Source organism: Halopseudomonas maritima (assembly GCF_021545785.1).
Classification (GTDB): Bacteria; Pseudomonadota; Gammaproteobacteria; order Pseudomonadales; family Pseudomonadaceae; genus Halopseudomonas; species Halopseudomonas maritima.
Genome location: NZ_CP079801.1, coordinates 2,822,667 through 2,838,728, shown reverse-complemented (window position 1 = coordinate 2,838,728; position 16,062 = coordinate 2,822,667). Strand labels below are relative to the sequence as shown.

General features: G+C 61.9%; 19 protein-coding genes. 8 read left to right on the top strand and 11 right to left on the bottom strand.

All coding sequences use genetic code 11. From position 1 onward, the window contains the following. Positions 1 to 16: 16 nt before the first annotated feature. A complete protein-coding gene (locus tag HV822_RS13130) occupies positions 17 to 676 on the bottom strand; it encodes a YoaK family protein (protein WP_238870616.1) in 660 nt (219 codons plus the stop codon). A gap of 159 nt (positions 677 to 835) precedes the next feature. Between HV822_RS13130 and HV822_RS13125 the strand changes: the two genes are divergently transcribed. Next, a complete protein-coding gene (locus HV822_RS13125) occupies positions 836 to 1,552 on the top strand; it encodes a YebC/PmpR family DNA-binding transcriptional regulator (protein WP_238870615.1) in 717 nt (238 codons plus the stop codon). A gap of 16 nt (positions 1,553 to 1,568) precedes the next feature. Here the strand turns inward: HV822_RS13125 and HV822_RS13120 are convergent, their stop codons facing one another. Then, entirely contained in the window at positions 1,569 to 2,645 is a 1,077-nt protein-coding gene (locus HV822_RS13120; RefSeq protein ID WP_238870614.1) for a mechanosensitive ion channel family protein, read from the bottom strand. After that, positions 2,642 to 3,421, bottom strand: coding sequence for a helix-turn-helix domain-containing protein (locus tag HV822_RS13115; RefSeq protein WP_238870613.1), 780 nt, complete (start codon positions 3,419 to 3,421; stop codon positions 2,642 to 2,644). Before HV822_RS13115 ends, HV822_RS13120 begins: the two co-directional genes overlap by 4 nt. A gap of 194 nt (positions 3,422 to 3,615) precedes the next feature. Here HV822_RS13115 and HV822_RS13110 point away from each other — a divergent pair, with 194 nt between their 5' ends. The 6 genes from HV822_RS13110 to ypfJ all read left to right on the top strand — a co-directional run bounded on the left by HV822_RS13110 (position 3,616) and on the right by ypfJ (position 8,200). Then, a complete protein-coding gene (locus HV822_RS13110; protein WP_083727987.1) occupies positions 3,616 to 3,885 on the top strand; it encodes a YiaA/YiaB family inner membrane protein in 270 nt (89 codons plus the stop codon). Positions 3,886 to 3,890: 5 nt separating this feature from the next. Continuing rightward, a complete protein-coding gene (locus HV822_RS13105) occupies positions 3,891 to 4,589 on the top strand; it encodes a PspA/IM30 family protein (RefSeq protein ID WP_238870612.1) in 699 nt (232 codons plus the stop codon). 129 nt (positions 4,590 to 4,718) lie between these two features. Beyond that, entirely contained in the window at positions 4,719 to 5,615 is an 897-nt protein-coding gene (locus tag HV822_RS13100) for an MBL fold metallo-hydrolase (protein ID WP_238870611.1), read from the top strand. A gap of 2 nt (positions 5,616 to 5,617) precedes the next feature. Then, positions 5,618 to 6,433, top strand: a complete 816-nt coding sequence (locus HV822_RS13095) for a LysR family transcriptional regulator (protein WP_238870610.1) — start codon at positions 5,618 to 5,620, stop codon at positions 6,431 to 6,433. A gap of 42 nt (positions 6,434 to 6,475) precedes the next feature. Beyond that, positions 6,476 to 7,279 carry a CHAD domain-containing protein gene (locus HV822_RS13090; protein ID WP_238870609.1) on the top strand — a complete coding sequence of 268 codons (804 nt, stop codon included), beginning with the start codon at positions 6,476 to 6,478 and terminating at the stop codon, positions 7,277 to 7,279. A gap of 21 nt (positions 7,280 to 7,300) precedes the next feature. Beyond that, positions 7,301 to 8,200: a KPN_02809 family neutral zinc metallopeptidase gene (gene ypfJ, locus HV822_RS13085; RefSeq protein ID WP_238870608.1), complete on the top strand. Its 900-nt coding sequence runs from the start codon at positions 7,301 to 7,303 to the stop codon at positions 8,198 to 8,200. Here ypfJ and HV822_RS13080 read toward each other — a convergent pair whose 3' ends face one another. Then, positions 8,201 to 9,076: a carboxylate/amino acid/amine transporter gene (locus tag HV822_RS13080; RefSeq protein WP_238870607.1), complete on the bottom strand. Its 876-nt coding sequence runs from the start codon at positions 9,074 to 9,076 to the stop codon at positions 8,201 to 8,203. A gap of 152 nt (positions 9,077 to 9,228) precedes the next feature. Between HV822_RS13080 and HV822_RS13075 the strand changes: the two genes are divergently transcribed. After that, complete coding sequence (locus HV822_RS13075) at positions 9,229 to 9,657, top strand: organic hydroperoxide resistance protein (RefSeq protein ID WP_238870606.1); 429 nt, start codon at positions 9,229 to 9,231, stop codon at positions 9,655 to 9,657. Positions 9,658 to 9,709: 52 nt separating this feature from the next. Here the strand turns inward: HV822_RS13075 and thrC are convergent, their stop codons facing one another. The 7 genes from thrC to rimM all read right to left on the bottom strand — a co-directional run bounded on the left by thrC (position 9,710) and on the right by rimM (position 16,061). After that, positions 9,710 to 11,119, bottom strand: a complete 1,410-nt coding sequence (gene thrC / locus HV822_RS13070; protein ID WP_238870605.1) for a threonine synthase — start codon at positions 11,117 to 11,119, stop codon at positions 9,710 to 9,712. Positions 11,120 to 11,211: 92 nt separating this feature from the next. Next, complete coding sequence (locus HV822_RS13065) at positions 11,212 to 12,516, bottom strand: homoserine dehydrogenase (RefSeq protein ID WP_238870604.1); 1,305 nt, start codon at positions 12,514 to 12,516, stop codon at positions 11,212 to 11,214. A gap of 66 nt (positions 12,517 to 12,582) precedes the next feature. Further along, positions 12,583 to 13,305 carry a bifunctional protein-disulfide isomerase/oxidoreductase DsbC gene (gene dsbC, locus HV822_RS13060; protein WP_238870603.1) on the bottom strand — a complete coding sequence of 241 codons (723 nt, stop codon included), beginning with the start codon at positions 13,303 to 13,305 and terminating at the stop codon, positions 12,583 to 12,585. 62 nt (positions 13,306 to 13,367) lie between these two features. Further along, on the bottom strand, positions 13,368 to 14,288 hold the full coding sequence (gene xerD / locus HV822_RS13055; protein ID WP_238870602.1) for a site-specific tyrosine recombinase XerD: 921 nt from the start codon (positions 14,286 to 14,288) through the stop codon (positions 13,368 to 13,370). Between the two features lie 96 nt (positions 14,289 to 14,384). Next, positions 14,385 to 14,732 carry a 50S ribosomal protein L19 gene (gene rplS, locus HV822_RS13050; RefSeq protein ID WP_083727974.1) on the bottom strand — a complete coding sequence of 116 codons (348 nt, stop codon included), beginning with the start codon at positions 14,730 to 14,732 and terminating at the stop codon, positions 14,385 to 14,387. A gap of 33 nt (positions 14,733 to 14,765) precedes the next feature. Then, complete coding sequence (gene trmD, locus HV822_RS13045; protein ID WP_238873604.1) at positions 14,766 to 15,482, bottom strand: tRNA (guanosine(37)-N1)-methyltransferase TrmD; 717 nt, start codon at positions 15,480 to 15,482, stop codon at positions 14,766 to 14,768. Positions 15,483 to 15,518: 36 nt separating this feature from the next. After that, positions 15,519 to 16,061, bottom strand: a complete 543-nt coding sequence (gene rimM, locus HV822_RS13040; protein WP_238870601.1) for a ribosome maturation factor RimM — start codon at positions 16,059 to 16,061, stop codon at positions 15,519 to 15,521. Position 16,062: the final 1 nt, after the last annotated feature.

Here is a 16,062-nt window from a genome sequence, read left to right as displayed (position 1 = left end):
GCTCCACCAGGCTTGCCTAGTGCTGACGCAATACCCAGACCTGATAGAGCGCCGCTAGCCCCAGCGCCATCACAGCGGGCAACAACAGCGTGTTGAACTGCCATTGGTCAAAGCCCAGCGCGCCGATCGTGCCGCCCAGAATAAAGCCGCTGATCAGCAGCAGAAACAACTTGGCCTTGCGCCGATCCACGGGCACCCCACGCAGGCGAGCCCCCAGCATCACACCCAGATCGGTAAAGATGCCCGTAACATGGGTAGTTCGGATGATCGCCCCACTGTAGGTGGTCACCATCGCGTTCTGCAGCCCGCAGGCAGCGGAGGCCAGGTAGTGACCACCCAGGCTGGCAGCCTGCAGTGCCAGCATGGCGAGCACCAGTAACAGCGCCTCCAGTACCAGCGCCAGTCCGTAACGCCGCCCCGGTTGCAACGCGCTGCTACCAATAAACAGTCCGCTGAATGCAGCCCCGGCGACAAAGCTGAGCAACACCAGCAGCAGGTGTAACAACTCCGCAGCCGGCAGCCGCGTCAGCCCGGCGCCCAGCAGAGTCGAGGTACCGGTCAGGTGTGACACCGCCTGATGGCTGAAGCCCAGCAGGCCCACCGCATTGACCACACCGGCCATCAACGCAAGGCTGAATGCGCCAGCCTCAACCCAGGATGGTAGTCTGGAAATCACGCGCTGGCTCCCCCTGGCAAAAGCCCCATCATACGCCGCCGCTATGCCCTCTGTCCGGCGGCCCCACGTTCGTCAGCCGGGCCGGGCTCAAACGTGGATATCCGCCGCCAACTGCGGGTAGAATCGCTGTTTTTCGACATTTCGACAGGACACTCGCAGATGGGTCGCGCTTATCAGAACCGCAAGGAATCCATGGCCAAGACGGCCGACGCCAAAACCAAGCTATACAGCAAGTACGCGCGGGAGATCTACGTCACCGCCAAGTCAGGCGGCGTGGACCCCGATGGTAACCTGGCCCTGCGCGGCCTGATTGATCGTGCCAAAAAAGACCAGGTGCCCGGCCACGTCATCGACAAGGCCATCGACAAGGCCAAGGGCGGCGGCGGTGAGGATTTTTCCAAGGCGCGTTATGAAGGCTTTGGCCCCGGCAACTGCATGGTCATCGTTGACTGCCTGACGGATAACCCGAACCGCACCTTCGCCGACGTGCGCAACTGCTTCACCAAGACCAAGAGCAAGATCGGCACCGAGGGCAGCGTCAGCCACATGTTCGATCACTGCGCCATTCTGGCGTTCAAGGGTGAAGACGAAGAAGGCACGTTGGAAGCGCTGATGATGGCCGACGTCGACGTCACCGACATCGAGAACGAAGACGGCGTGATCACCGTGTTTGCCCCGCACACCGAGTACTTCAAGGCCAAGCAGGCGCTGATCGACACCTTTGGCGAGCTGGATTTTGAAGCCGACCTGATCCAGTTTGTGCCGCAAACCACCACCGAGATCAGCGGTGATGATGTGGCCATGTTCGAGAAGTTTACCGACATGCTGAACGACCTCGACGACGTGCAGAACATCTTCCACAACGCCGAGTTCTGATCTGCGCGGGCGCTCCTCAGGAGCGCCCCGCCCGCCCTGCCCCAGCCGCCTCGACACCCGACTCCGTCAACGCATCAAGCTCCCGCCGCTGCTCGCGCATATGCTCCAGTTGCGTCTTGATCGCCGCCTTGCGCTCGCCATCAGCACCTTTGGCCTCCGCCTCCAGCGCACGCGCCTGCTCGGACAACTGCGCCTTGCGCTCGGCCAGTTGCTGCGCCTGTTCCGCCTTGTCGAACAACACCGCTTCTGCTTCAGCAGCCTGCGCGCGGCGCTGGCGATGCCCGCCACCTGCCGGGATAAACAGGTGCTCAGCAGGCACCGGGCGTTGATTCATGATGGTGGCCGACATGATCTCGATACCTGCGCCGTGCAAGCCGTCGAGAATCGCCTTGTACAGGGTGGAACGCGCCGTAATCAGGCCACGCGCCTCGGGCAGCACCCCGGATATCCGGTAGCTGATGGCAAAGTTGCCCAGCGCCAGCAGTTGTACAAAGGCATCCTGCAGGCCGCTGGCCTGCGCCGCCGCGAGCAGCAAGGGTTCTACATCAGAGTGATGAGTGTCATACCCCAGCGACAGCTCGGCCGAGACCAGCGCGCCATCACTGCGCAACGTGGCAATCGGCTGGCTGGTCAGATAGCTGTTGGGCAACGCAATCAGCTCGCCACTTTCAGATTGAATCTCGGTGTCAAACAGCCCCCGTTCGGCCACCCGACCAAAGTACTCTCCGACAGAGATAAAGTCGCCCAGCACAAAGGGCCGAGTCATGCGCAACAATACGCCTGCGGCCAGGTTGGCAAAGATATTGGACGACGAAAAGGCAAAGACGCCGGAGATCAACAACCCCAATAGCGCGATAATCTGGTTGCGCGCGCCCTCGCTGACCGGCAAGGCCAGGATGACGGCAACCAGACCAATCAGGGTCAGCGCCAGCATGATCAGCTGGCGTGAAAACAGCCGCTCGTTGCCCAGATCGCGATTGCGCCGAATCAACAAAAAATGCGCCAGCGCCAGCATCAACGCCACCAGCCCGAGCGTCAGCAGCAACGGCATAGACGCCAGGACTGCTGCCAGAATATCCGTGAGCAGGTTCATCCCGCCTCTCCCGTTAGTTTGTGCCCAGGGTAGTACTTGGCCGCCTCAGCTCGGCGCAGCTGTTGAAACGCTGCCACCTCCCAGGGCCGGATAGCGAGAATCATGCTGACGCCGAAACGCTGTTCCAGCGGCAGCACCAGATCCTCCTGATGGCTGTGGCGAAACGCCTGCGCCAGACGCTGCAACTTCTGATGCATCTGCTCGGTCGACTGCGGCGAGAGCATGCCGCTGAGGAACATACGCAGTTCACCCGGTCGGTTGAAGTGACACTGAAAGAAGTCGGACTGCACCTGTTGCTCGAAAAAACGCTGAATCGGCCCATGCTGCTGCCAGCGAAAATCATGACTGATCAGCGGCTTGATGCGGTTGCCAGGCAGCAACTCGATCAGCCCCATACGATCCAGCCGCGCCAGCCGACCGACCGCTTCCACTTCGCTGAGCTGATAGGTTTCCAGTATCTGTGCCAGGCTCCAGCGGTTCAGTGCGCAGATCGCCACCAGCAGCAGGCGGTCATCGCTCACCAGCTCCTGTTCCTGCTCGGCGGTCAAGGCGTCAATGCGCTGGGCCTGATCCAGCCGCCGCACCAGGTCGCTGATTTCCAGCCCCAACAAAGAGCAGATCTGATCCAGGCGCTGCAGAGAAAACTGCCGCTCGGAGAACAGGCGCTTGACGCTCGCCTCCGACAGCTCCAGCGCCTCAGCGACCTGCTGATAGGTGATGCCCTGCTCCTTCAATGCGTTTTTGAGCGCCGAAACAATCGCCGCGGTCTGCGCCATATGACAATACCTTTACCGAACATGACCGCCGATGCGACGGCTTCCAACCCAAGAAAGTATCGCCATGTAATACCTTAAGCCACCTTCTGCGCAACCTTTTCGGTAACGCTGGCGCCGCCGATCAGGCCGGTGCACAGTCCGCTCCAGACGCAGCCACACCCCGTGCGACTGCCACTTATGCTGGAGGCAACACCATGGATAACGAGATCAACAGCAACTCCTCAGGCTGGATTTTCTTCGTCAAGGCATCCTTTGCGATAGCCCTGCTGGCGACCGGCGCGGGCGTCATCTTCTCGCCCACCGACCTGCTGGTCAAAGGCTACATGTCGGTCTGCGCGCTGTTTCTGGTCAGCACCACCATCACCCTGTCGAAAACCATGCGGGACGAACACGAAGGCAAGCGTATCCATAACCGCCTGTCTGAAGCCCGCGCCCAACAACTGCTGAAAGAATATACGGAGTAACCGCCATGACACTCTGGAGAAAAGTAGGCACCCTGTTCCGCGCCAGCGCGCACGAGCCACTTGAGCAACTGGTCGACGCCAACGCCCTGCGCATCATGGAGCAGGAACTGCGCGACACCGAAAACGCCATGCTGCTGGCCAAGCGTGAGCTGGCCGGCCTGATGGCTACCATCAAACAGCTGCAACGCAGCAACCAGCAGCTCAGCGACGAGCTGCAGCAGCGCGAAGAGCAGGCCCGTCAGGCGCTTGAACGCGACGAGTCCGGGCTGGCCTACGAACTGGCCGAATGGATCGCCGCACAGGAGAACCAGTTGCAGCAGCAACGCCAGCACGCCGAGCAGCTGGAGCGCCAGGAGGCAACGCTGCGCGAGCAGTTGCGCCGCGCCGCGCAGCTGCACCAGCAGTATCGCCGCGAGCTGCAACTGGCCCGCGCCAACCGCAGCGCCGAGCGCCTGATGGGCAACCTGGGCCAGCAGACCCGCGGCTTGCAGGCACACATGGGCGACCTGGCCAGCTCTCTGGAGCGCATTCGCCAGCGCCAGGACAACGCCAGCGACGTTGGCGCCGCCCTGCAGCAGCTGCAGGATGAAGACGACGGCAGCGCCTTGGACCAGCGTCTGCAACGCGCCGGCATCGCTACCGGCAAGACCGACGCCAACAGCGTGCTGGCCAGACTACGGGCCAACAACGGCGCTGAGGCATAAGGCAACACACCAGGGGCGGCTGCGGCCGCCCCTTCCATAACGTTTTTATTGCACAGCTACCAATAAAGAATATTTAATCTATTCTTCAGCGGATGCCACAGTGGGCCCTCACCCAATCGGAGCCATCCCATGAAGCCCCTTGCCTTGTTTGCCGCCCCCCTGCTACTCGCCTGCAGCAGCCTGTTAAGCGCCGCCCCCACCGCCGACCAACTGCGTCTGTCCCTAATCCCCACTGCCAGCTCCAGCGGCGCCGCCGAGGCCATGGTCGTCAGCGGTGGGCGCTGGGGTACCCAGCGGCATCTGCTGCATGCGGCGGTACTGATAGAGCACCCGCAGGGGCGCTTTCTGTTCGACACCGGCCTGAGCCATGAAACCGCAAAGGCCTTCGCGCGCAACAATTGGCTCAACCGCACACTGCTCGCCTACGAGAACCTGAACCCCGCGCGTGATCAGCTGCAAGCAGCCGGCTATCAGGCCAGTGATATCGACTTTATTCTGCCCAGCCACCTGCACTGGGATCATCTGGGCGGCCTGCCGGACTTTCCCGGCTTGCCGGTGCTGATCCTGCCTGGTGCGCTGGAGGAGGCCAAGACCCACGGCGAGCCGCCCGCCTTTCTCGCCGAGCAGTTCGAAGGCGAACGCGAGTGGCGGCAGATAACACTCGATGACGCGCCCTATCAGGGGTTTGACCGCAGTCTCGATCTGTTTGGCGATGGTCAGATAGTGCTGGTTGACCTGAGCGGTCATACCGCAGGTCAGGTTGGCCTATTCGTCAACCTGCCCTCGGGTAAGCGCCTGTTTCTGATTGGCGATACCAGCTGGACCGAGCGCGGCGTCGAGCAGAACAAGCCGCGCCCGGTCTTCGTGCAATGGATATCCCATGTCGACAGCGACCGTGAGCGCAACAGTGAACAACTCAAGCGTATCCACGAGTTGCACCAGCGGGACCCGGAGCTGCTGATCGTGCCCGCGCACGACGAAGTGGTGGCCGCAGGGCTGGCGCATTTCCCTGACTTTGAGGAGTAACCATGGACCTGCGCAGCCTGCGCTATTTCTGCGCCGCCGCAGAAGCGGGCAGCCTGACCGCCGCAGCCGAACGCTGCCACGTGGCTCAGCCCTCCATCTCCAATGCTGTCGCCCAGCTGGAGCAGGAGTTTGCCCTGCGCCTGTTCAGCCGCGGCAAGAAGGGCGTCACGCTGACGCCGGACGGTGAGGCGTTCTATCAGGAGGCCGTGCGTCTGCTGGGCAACGCCGGTGAGATGGAGCAGCGCTTCAAGCGGGTGGAGCGCCCGCGGCTCTCGGTCGGCATCGACTCCAGCCTGGCCAGCCGCGATAGCGGCTACCTGCTGCAGCTGACCGCAGGACGACTGCAGGATTATCGCCTCCAGGTACGCACCCAACCCACGCAACCGGCAGACCTGTGGCTGCTGAGCGAACGCCAGGTACCCGAGGGCTATCACTTTATCGCACTGCTCGAACAGGAGTACCGTCTGCTGCTGCCGCGCGGCTGGTCCCTCAATCAGCCCCTTGAGCTGGAGCAAGCCACCCGCTACCCGTGGATCGACCGGCTCGATTGCGAGCTACGCAGTGCCTTCCTTGAGCGCCTGCCAGAACTGGCCGACCACGCCAGCCTGCAGGTGGATACCGAAGACCTGGCCCTGAGCCTGGTACAGCACCGCCAGGGGGCAACGGTGATGGCCGTCAGTGACGACATCGACCTGCTCAGTCCCGCCGTTGATAGCCACTCACTGCGCGGCCTGGTGCCCGAGACGCTGCGCCATCGCCAGCTGGGGCTCGCCTACCGGGCCGAACTCAAGGACAGCGTTGTGGCGGCATTTGGCTGAGCGCCCCTTCCCGCACCGCAGTAGCTGACCTACACTCGTCTGATGACGCTCAAACCTGACGCCGACCCGCTGTATCAGGCGGCCCGCCAGCGCGCGCGCCGCGCTCTGCTGCCAATTGTCGACGGTGCACCACCCGACGCTGACGCCGTGCATCAGCTACGCGTGTGCTGCAAACGTCTGCGCGCTCTGCTGCAGCTCTATCGCCCATACAGCGGCCTTCAACGCCTACGCCGGCTGGATCAGCAGCTGCGCCTGACTGCCAAATCCCTGGCCGGACGCCGCGACCTGCATGTACAACAGCAACTGATCAGCCAGTTGGCCCGTGAACTCGAGCGCCCCCTAAGCCCCGCGCTGAACAGCCAACTGCTGTTATCCCCAGCCAACCACAGCCTCAGCGCCGACAACAACGAACGCCTCATCGCCGCCTTTGCCAGCGTCCTGAACGACTGGCCGCACTGCGACAGCGGAGTGCGTGACGACTGGGCAGCAGGGCTGATACGCACCCGAAAACGCGCTCGCGCACTGGCGCGCCGCGCCTGCAACAGTGATCAGGACGCGCTCTTTCACCGTTGCCGCAAGTGGACCAAGTACTACCTCTACCAGCTCGAGCAACTGCATGACAGCAGGCTGCCAGCGAGCAGCGAAATGCAGGCGCTAGCCCGGTTAGGTGAACAGCTGGGCCAACTGCAAGACCTGTGCAACCTGGCGGCGCAACTGCAAACACTGGCACCGGACCAGCAGAGCGAGGCGCTTGCCGAGCGGCTGGAAAAGCGCAAAGGTCACTGCAAGCGGCGTATCATCCGCTTGTTTATCAAGGTCTACGGCAGGCGTCATCTGGACGTCTGACAACGCAAGGAGAGAGGCTACATGGACTGGCGAGGCAGACGGCGCAGCAGCAATATCGAGGATCGTCGCGGTGACAACACCGCCAGTGCCGGCGTTGGCGGCGCGCTGCTACTGCGTTTTATTCCGATGCTGCTGGGTACGCGCGCCGGGCGCTGGATACTGGGTATCGGCGTACTGGCAGTACTGGGTGGCAAGATGCTCGGCATTGACCTGCTGCCGATGCTGCTGGGCGGCGGACAAGCCGTGACCCAGCAACAACAACGCCCACTGTCGCCCGCCGAGCAAGAGCTGAGCGAGTTTGTCAGCGTAGTGCTGGCTGACACCGAAACCACCTGGCATCAACTATTCCAGAGCATCGGACGGCAGTATCAGGAACCCACCCTGGTGCTGTTTTCCAACCGCGTGCAGTCTGCCTGTGGCACCGCCAGCTCTGCAGTCGGCCCGTTCTACTGCCCCGGCGACCAGCAGGTGTATCTGGACCTGTCCTTTTTCAATGACATGAAACAGCAGCTTGGCGCCCCCGGCGACTTCGCCCAGGCTTACGTGGTGGCCCATGAGGTCGGTCACCATGTGCAAACGCTGCTGGGCATCAGCCAGAAGGTGCGTCAGGCCGGTGCTGGCCGGAGTCAGGCTGAGGTCAACGCGCTGTCGGTGCGCCAGGAGCTACAGGCAGACTGCTTTGCCGGGCTTTGGGGCCACGCCGCCAACACCCAGCGGCAGATGCTCGACCCGGACGACCTGGATGAAGCCCTCACCGCCGCCAGCGCGATCGGTGATGACCGCCTGCAGCGCCGTGCCGGACAGGATGTGGTGCCCGACAGCTTTACCCACGGCACCTCGGCGCAGCGGGTCAAGTGGTTCAAGCGCGGCTTTGAGTCCGGCGACATCGGCGCCTGCGATACCTTCGCCGGGCCGCTCTGATCAGCCCTGCACCGGCCGTGCAAACCAGTGCGGCCAGCGCGCGTTGACCCACAGAGACAGGCCAAGCACCGCCGAGCCAGCAGCCAGACGCAGCAGATCCGCCTCGCGGTTCCAGATCAGCAGGTTGACCAGCAGCCCCGCCGGCACCAGCGCGTTGTTCATAATACCGAGGGTGCCGGCATCCACCTGCGCGGCGCCGCGGTTCCAGAACAGAAAGCCCAGCCCAGACGCCACCAGCCCCAGCCAGGCCAGCACCGACCACTGCAACGCGGTGTGCGGCAGCCGTTCCGGGTTGCCCAACAGCAGCCAGGCCGGCAGCATCACCATCAGTGCGCCGATGAAAAACAAGCCAAAGCCGCGCCACTGCTGGGTTGAGGTTAGCTCATAACGACGCACCAGATGGGCGTAGCCCACCTGCCCGGCGGCGAAGGTAAAGTTGGCCAGCTGCAGGATCAGAAAGCCGCGAATAAAGCTGTCGCTCAAACCGTCGTAGCGGATGATGCCCGCGCCCACCACCGCGATAGCGGCAGCCACCAGCGGGCCACTGCTGAAGCGGCGGTTCAACAGATCATCAATAAGCGCGACATGCAGGGGCGTGAAGATGGTGAACAGCAGCACCTCGGGCACCGAGATGTACTCGAATGACTGGTACAGGCAGATATAGGTAACGCCAAACTGCAGCGCGCCCACCACCAGCAGCCCCGGCACTACCGGGCGCGGCAGCAGCCGCAGGCGCAGCAGCGGCAGAAACAGCAGGCCGGCCAGCAGGGCTCGGGTCAGCACCGCAAAATAGCTGTCCACCTGCCCCGCCAGATACTCGCCGATCAGACTGAATGACACCGCCCACAACAGGGTTACCGCAACAAGATATGGCATCCGAGATCCTAGGGTCACATCGAGGGTCGCGAGTATAACCCGAGCACCGCCGGTCGGCTGCGCCGGAAAAATAAATTGCACACAATCAACTTTACGCTATAGTGACCCACATAGATTGCACACAATCTAAATACCACAACAGGAGATCAGTCATGAGTATCGAGAACGTTGTTTATCGCGCCTATGCAGAAGCCACTGGCGGCCGTGATGGCCGTGCCATTTCCTCCGACGGCATACTGGATATCGAGTTGACCACCCCGAAAGAGCTAGGCGGCGCCGGTGGTCAGGGCACCAATCCTGAACAGCTGTTTGCTGCAGGGTATTCCGCCTGTTTTATCGGTGCGATGAAATTTGTTGCTGGCCGCGACAAGCTACCCATGCCCGCTGATGCCTCCGTTGAGGGCGTGGTGGGCATTGGCCAGATTCCGCAGGGTTTTGGTATTGAAGTCGAATTGCGCGTCAGCCTGCCCGGTATGAACGCCGATCAGGCCAAACAGCTGATCGACTCGGCGCATCAGGTCTGCCCCTACTCCAACGCTACCCGCGGCAACATTGATGTGACCCTGACTCGGGTCGAGTAAACACAAACAACAACGGCGCCCAAGGGCGCCGTTGTTGTGTCAGCAGCTCAGCTTAGAGCGGCTTGCCGCGGTTGCCATGGGCGGCAACAAAGGCTTGCACGTCAGCCAGGCTGTTCGGCAGCACGGTCATACGCTCTTCGCGCTCGAACAGGTCACTCAGGTGCGCCGGCAGATGCAGCGCTTCACCGACACCCGCCTGACGAACCGCATCCGGGAACTTGACCGGGTGGGCGGTGCCCAGGGTGATCATCGGCGTCGACAGCGAACGACGGCACTCACGGGCTGCGCGCACGCCAATAGCGGTGTGCGGGTCCAGTACTTCGCCGCACTGCTCGAATACCTGGGCGATGGTCGCGCAGGTGCCTTCGTCGTCAACCGCCAGCGAGTCGAACAGTTTGCGCGCTTCGGTCCAGCGATCATCCTCAACAGACAGCTTGCCGCTGACCTTGAAGGCGTCCATCAGCTCGGATACCAAGCGGCCGTTGCGACCGTGCAGGTCAAACAGCAGGCGCTCGAAGTTGGACGACACCATGATATCCATCGACGGCGACAGCGACGGGTGCAGGGTGTCCTTGTCGTACTGGTTACCGCTCATGAAGCGATGCAGGATGTCGTTGCGGTTGGTGGCAACGATCAGCTGACTGATCGGCAGACCCATGTTGCGCGCCAGGTAACCGGCAAAGATGTCGCCAAAGTTGCCGGTTGGCACGGAGAACGCCATGGAACGGGCCGGACCACCCAGCTGCAGGGCAGCGTGGAAGTAGTAGACGATCTGCGCCATGATGCGCGCCCAGTTAATCGAGTTGACCGCAACCAGACGGGTGCCCTTGAGGAAGCCCTGATCGGCGAAGCTGGCCTTGACCATCTCCTGGCAGTCATCGAAGTTACCTTCGATGGCAATGTTATGGATGTTGTCGCCGAGGATACTGGTCATCTGGCGACGCTGCACCTCGGACACCCGGTTGTGCGGGTGCATGATAAAGATGTCGACGTTCTCGCAGGCCTTGCAGCCTTCAATAGCCGCCGATCCGGTGTCACCGGAGGTCGCGCCCATGATCACCACGCGCTCACCGCGCTTGACCAGGAAATAGTCGAGCAGACGCCCCAGCAGCTGCAGGGCAAAGTCCTTGAACGCCAGGGTCGGGCCATGGAACAGCTCCATCACCCACTCGTTGCTGTCCAGCTGACGCAGCGGCGCGACCGCCTTGTGCTCAAAGACGCCGTAGGTGTCCTGCAGAATCTGTTTGAAGTCGGCATCCGGAATGCTGCCACTGACGAACGGACGCATGACGTTGAACGCCAGCTCGTGATACGGCAAACCGGCCCAGGACGCAATCTGCTCCTGAGTGAAGCGCGGTAGGCTCTCTGGCACATACAAACCGCCATCAGACGCCAGACCAGCCAGCAGAACGTCTTCAAAATTCAGGGCCGGCGCCTGGCCACGGGTACTGATATAACGCATTGCAAAACCCTTCAGGTTTTGGCTTGAGGCTGGAGGCTTGAGGCTTGAAGCAGTCCGCTTTCAGCCTTCAGCCTTCAGCCTTCAGCCCGGTTTTAATCCAGTTGTTCCACGCGGATCCGCATCAGCGGGCCGGCGATGTCGTCCAGTGCTTCCAGAGCGGCAATGGCTTCATTCATGTCCTGCTCGCGCACGCGGTGGGTCAGCAGAATCATCGGCACCAGGCCGTCCTGCTCTTCCACATCTTTCTGCATGATGGATTCGATGTTGATGCCGCGCTCGGACAGAATACTGGCGACCTTGGCCAACACGCCGGGGCGGTCCTGGGCGTGCAGGCGCAGGTAGTAGGCGGTGTTGACCTCGTCGACCGGCAGCACCGGCAGGTCCGACAGCGCGTCAGCCTGGAAGGCCAGGTGCGGTACGCGGTTGGTCGGGTCAGTGGTCAGGGTGCGGACCACGTCGATAACATCAGCCACAACGGCCGAGGCAGTCGGCTCGGAGCCGGCACCAGCGCCGTAATACAGGGTCGGCCCAACAGCATCGCCCTGCACCATGACGGCGTTCATCACGCCGTTTACGTTGGCAATCAGGCGGTCAGAGGGGATCAGCGTCGGGTGCACGCGCAGCTCTACGCCATTCTCGGTGCGGCGCGCCACACCCAGATGCTTGATGCGGTAGCCCAGCGCTTCAGCGTAGTTCACGTCAGCGGTGGTCAGCTTGGTGATGCCTTCGGTGTAGGCCTTTTCAAACTGCAGCGGAATGCCAAAGGCAATGGACGCCAGGATGGTCAGCTTGTGCGCGGCGTCGATACCTTCAACGTCGAAGGTCGGATCGGCTTCTGCATAGCCCAGCGCCTGCGCCTCGGCCAGCACGTCATCAAAGGTACGGCCCTTGTCGCGCATCTCGGTCAGGATAAAGTTGCCGGTGCCGTTGATGATGCCCGCAACCCAGTCGATACGGTTGGCTGCCAGGCCTTCACGCAGCGCCTTGATGATCGGGATACCGCCGGCAACTGACGCCTCGAACGCCACCATCACGCCCTTGGCGCTGGCAGCGGAGAAGATCTCGTTACCGTGCACGGCGATCAGCGCCTTGTTGGCGGTCACCACGTGCTTGCCGTTCTCGATGGCCTTAAGGACTACATCCTTGGCCAGCGTGTAGCCGCCGATCAGCTCGACGATGATGTCGATCTCGGGGTTGTTGACCAGTTCGAATACATCGTCGGTCACCGGGGTCATGCCCAGGTTGCAGGCCGGGTTGGGGTGCCGGGTTGCAATCTGGGCGACCTCAATGCCACGCCCAGCACGCCGGGCAATCTCCGTCGCGTTGCGCTGCAGAACATTGAAGGTGCCACCGCCGACGGTGCCCAATCCACAAATACCTACTTTGACCGGTTTCAAACTATGGTCCCTACCTGGTTGTTAGTCGATTACATGAAAACGATGGCGAACAGGCCGCCACCGGGTTTACTGCTGATTCTCCAGCGCGATAGCTGCCAACTGGGCCGCAGGCTGATAGCCCGGGATCATCACACCGTTGGCCAAGAAAATAGCCGGGGTACCCTGCACACCGACCTGCTGGCCAAGCGCATACTGGCGCGCGACCGGGTTGGCGCAACTGGCGGCCTCCACATCGTCACCCTGCTTGGCCGCGGTGAGCGCGGCCTTCGGGTCTTCTGCGCACCAGACCGACTGCATGACACTGGCAGTCCGTGACTGCATGCCGCCACGCGGGAAGGCCGCGTAACGTACCTCAATGCCCAGTTCGTTCAGCTCATCCATCTCGGCGTGCAGCTTGCGGCAATAGCCACAGTCCACATCGGTGAACACGGTAATGTGCGTCTTCGGCTGCTCCGGTGCAAACACAATCAGCTCTTGCTGCGGCAGCTCGTTGATTACCACGCCAATGTTACGCGCTTCGGCGATGGAGGTAAGGTTGCGCGGCTGACCGTCGTTTACCTCGATCAGTGCGCCCTGGAAGAAATACTTGCCATCAGCGGAGGCATACAGCACACGTCCGCTCTCGAGCTCGACCATGTGCAGCCCTGCTACCGGAGAGGCGCTGACCGCCTTGACCGGCACGTCGAAATCCAGTTGCTTGAGGGCATCCCGAATCACCTGATCGGGGGTAGCCATGACCGGTGTCGCTGCCAGCGCCAGCATGGCGGCAAGGCCGAGTTTCAGTCGCATAGTCCGCTCCTTTTGAAGACCGCCAAGCTTACCACGAATAAAGCAAGCACTGATCAATCGCGTCACCCACGGGGATGGTGCTGGGCGTGCAGGTCATGCAGCCGCTGCCGGGCAATGTGGGTGTAGATCTGCGTGGTCGACAGATCACTGTGCCCCAGCAGCATCTGCACCACCCGCAAATCGGCGCCATGGTTGAGCAAGTGCGTGGCAAAGGCGTGACGCAGGGTATGCGGCGACAGGGTGCTGCGAATGCCCGCCGCCAGGGCGTGCTGCTTGATACGGTGCCAGAAGGTCTGACGCGTCATCATCTGGCCCAGCCGACTGGGAAACAGCACGTCAGCCGGTTTACCGGCCAGCAACTGAACGCGGGCCGAAGGCAGGTACTGCTCCAGCCAGGTCATCGCCTCCTCGCCAAGCGGCACCAGACGCTCCTTGCTGCCCTTGCCGGTCACCCGCACCACGCCCTGACGCAGGTTCAGTTGATCCAGCCGCAAGCCGACCAGCTCGCTGACCCGCAGCCCGGTGGCGTACAGCACTTCCAGCATGCAACGGTCGCGCAGGCCCAGACTGTCCCCGGTATCCGGCGCGGCCAGCAGGCGCTCGACATCAGACTCGCTGAGCGACTTGGGCAGCGGCCGGCCCAGCTTGGGCATCGCCACGTCACGCGTCGGGTCTTCGCTGATCAGCTGTTGACGCAGCAGGTAGCGATAGAAACTGCGCACACAGGACAGCATGCGAGCACTGGAGCGCGCCTGATAGCCCGCCGCCAGACGCCAGCCCAGATAGGCCATGAGGTCCGCGCGGCTCGCCCGCTGCAAGCCACCGCCCCGCCCTTCGAGCCAGCCAGCCAGGCTGCGCAAGTCGGTACGATAGGCATTGCGGGTATGCTGCGACAGCCCTTTTTCCAACCAAAGGCTGTCGAGAAACTGGTCGATCAACTGCTGCTGCGCAGCACCAGGCGCCGGCGGCGCACCATCACTCATGGAAGCAACCTGTAGTTTCAGAAGGTGCACCCATTAAAAACACACGGGCACAAAAAAGCAGCCCTGAGGCTGCTTTTTTGCTGGCTAGCGATCCGATCAGGACAGCTTTTCCTTGATGCGAGCTGCCTTACCGGACAGAGCACGCAGGTAGTACAGCTTGGCCTTGCGAACGTCACCGCGACGCTTGACAGAGATGCTGTCGATCAGCGGGGAGTAGGTCTGGAAGGTACGCTCAACGCCAACACCGCTGGAGATCTTGCGAACGGTGAAAGCGGAGTTCAGACCACGGTTACGCTTACCGATAACCACGCCTTCAAAGGCCTGCAGACGGGAGCGCTCACCTTCCTTAACCTTGACCTGGACAATAACGGTGTCGCCGGGGGCAAACGCCGGTACTTCCTTGGACATCTGTTCAGCTTCAAGCTGGGCAATAATATTGGACATCTTGCTTCTCCTGCACAGGCCGTCGGACCTGTTTCAATGGTTATCGGTTGCCTGCTCGCGGATGTATTCCGCCAACAGCTGTTGCTGTTCTTTGCTCAACTCCAGGTCTTCAAGCAACTCTGGCCGACGTTGCCAGGTTCGACCCAAAGACTGTTTGAGGCGCCAGCGCCGGATACGTTCATGGTTACCACTGAGCAGCACCTCCGGAACGCGCTGCCCATCAAACTCTTCCGGTCGGGTGTAATGTGGGCAATCGAGCCATCCCGCCGAAAAGGAATCTTCTACCGCAGAGTCCGCATGCCCCAATACACCGGGAATCAGGCGGGTTACTGCGTCCAGGAGCACCATGGCCCCCAGTTCGCCACCGGACAAGACATAGTCCCCGATGGAGATTTCCTCATCTACGCAGCGATCGATGATGCGCTCGTCGATGCCCTCGTAGCGCCCGCATAACAGTACAAGACTGTCGAGCTGCGCCAGCTGTTCGACGCCTTTTTGCGTCAGAGGCTGCCCCTGCGGAGACAGGTAAATCACCCGCGGGGTGGAGGGAGCCTGCTGGCGGATGGCGTCAATCGCCTCCAGCAGCGGCTCGACCTTCATCAGCATTCCGGGGCCACCACCAAAGGGGCGATCATCCACGGTGCGATGCCGGTCATGTGCATGTTCACGCGGGTTGCTGAAAGCGACTTCCAGCTGCCCTCGCTTGACCGCCCTGCCGGTAACACCGGACTCGGTCAGCGCCGCGAACATCTCGGGAAACAGGGTTACTACACCGGCCCACACCGGTCAGAACTCCGCATCCCAGTCTACCTGGATGACCTTGGCCTCCAGATCGACCTGTACTACAAACTGGTCGGGCAGGTAGGGCAACAAACGCTCACGCTGGTCAATACTGCCCGTACAGGGCTTAACCACCATGACATCGTTGGAGCCGGTCTCGAGCAGGTGAGCCACCGCCCCGAGCACCTGACCTTGCAGATTGACGACCTTCAGGCCCTCAAGCTGATGCCAGTAAAAATCGCCTTCGTCCAGCTCAGGCAGCGCATCGGCTGCAACGCTGATCTCGAAGTTGATCAGTTCCTCGGCCTTGTTGCGGTCGTCAATCCCTTTCAGGTTGACCACCAGCACGCGCCCTTGGACGCGACCACCGAGGACAGACAGTGTGCGTTGCTCGGAACCCCGGTTCAGGGTCCACTCGGCGTAGTCCAGCACATTGTCCAGCGGGTCGGTATGGGAATACACCTTTACCGCCCCACGCACTCCATGAACCGATACGATCTTGCCGAGGACAACCCGAGGGGCCTCGGCCGGCCCTGGAGCATTAGCCATA

Excerpts from the sequence above, each read along its gene's own strand:
- HV822_RS13110 (WP_083727987.1), top strand. The coding sequence starts at position 3,616 with ATGGATAACGAGATCAACAGCAACTCCTCAGGCTGGATTTTCTTCGTC.
- HV822_RS13105 (WP_238870612.1), top strand. The coding sequence starts at position 3,891 with ATGACACTCTGGAGAAAAGTAGGCACCCTGTTCCGCGCCAGCGCGCAC.
- rimM (WP_238870601.1), bottom strand. The coding sequence starts at position 16,061 with ATGGCTAATGCTCCAGGGCCGGCCGAGGCCCCTCGGGTTGTCCTCGGC.
- rplS (WP_083727974.1), bottom strand. The coding sequence starts at position 14,732 with ATGTCCAATATTATTGCCCAGCTTGAAGCTGAACAGATGTCCAAGGAA.
- thrC (WP_238870605.1), bottom strand. The coding sequence starts at position 11,119 with ATGCGTTATATCAGTACCCGTGGCCAGGCGCCGGCCCTGAATTTTGAA.
- HV822_RS13075 (WP_238870606.1), top strand. The coding sequence starts at position 9,229 with ATGAGTATCGAGAACGTTGTTTATCGCGCCTATGCAGAAGCCACTGGC.
- HV822_RS13120 (WP_238870614.1), bottom strand. The coding sequence starts at position 2,645 with ATGAACCTGCTCACGGATATTCTGGCAGCAGTCCTGGCGTCTATGCCG.
- xerD (WP_238870602.1), bottom strand. The coding sequence starts at position 14,288 with ATGAGTGATGGTGCGCCGCCGGCGCCTGGTGCTGCGCAGCAGCAGTTG.
- HV822_RS13115 (WP_238870613.1), bottom strand. The coding sequence starts at position 3,421 with ATGGCGCAGACCGCGGCGATTGTTTCGGCGCTCAAAAACGCATTGAAG.
- HV822_RS13095 (WP_238870610.1), top strand. The coding sequence starts at position 5,618 with ATGGACCTGCGCAGCCTGCGCTATTTCTGCGCCGCCGCAGAAGCGGGC.
- ypfJ (WP_238870608.1), top strand. The coding sequence starts at position 7,301 with ATGGACTGGCGAGGCAGACGGCGCAGCAGCAATATCGAGGATCGTCGC.
- HV822_RS13080 (WP_238870607.1), bottom strand. The coding sequence starts at position 9,076 with ATGCCATATCTTGTTGCGGTAACCCTGTTGTGGGCGGTGTCATTCAGT.
- HV822_RS13100 (WP_238870611.1), top strand. The coding sequence starts at position 4,719 with ATGAAGCCCCTTGCCTTGTTTGCCGCCCCCCTGCTACTCGCCTGCAGC.
- HV822_RS13090 (WP_238870609.1), top strand. The coding sequence starts at position 6,476 with ATGACGCTCAAACCTGACGCCGACCCGCTGTATCAGGCGGCCCGCCAG.
- HV822_RS13125 (WP_238870615.1), top strand. The coding sequence starts at position 836 with ATGGGTCGCGCTTATCAGAACCGCAAGGAATCCATGGCCAAGACGGCC.
- dsbC (WP_238870603.1), bottom strand. The coding sequence starts at position 13,305 with ATGCGACTGAAACTCGGCCTTGCCGCCATGCTGGCGCTGGCAGCGACA.
- trmD (WP_238873604.1), bottom strand. The coding sequence starts at position 15,482 with ATGTTCGCGGCGCTGACCGAGTCCGGTGTTACCGGCAGGGCGGTCAAG.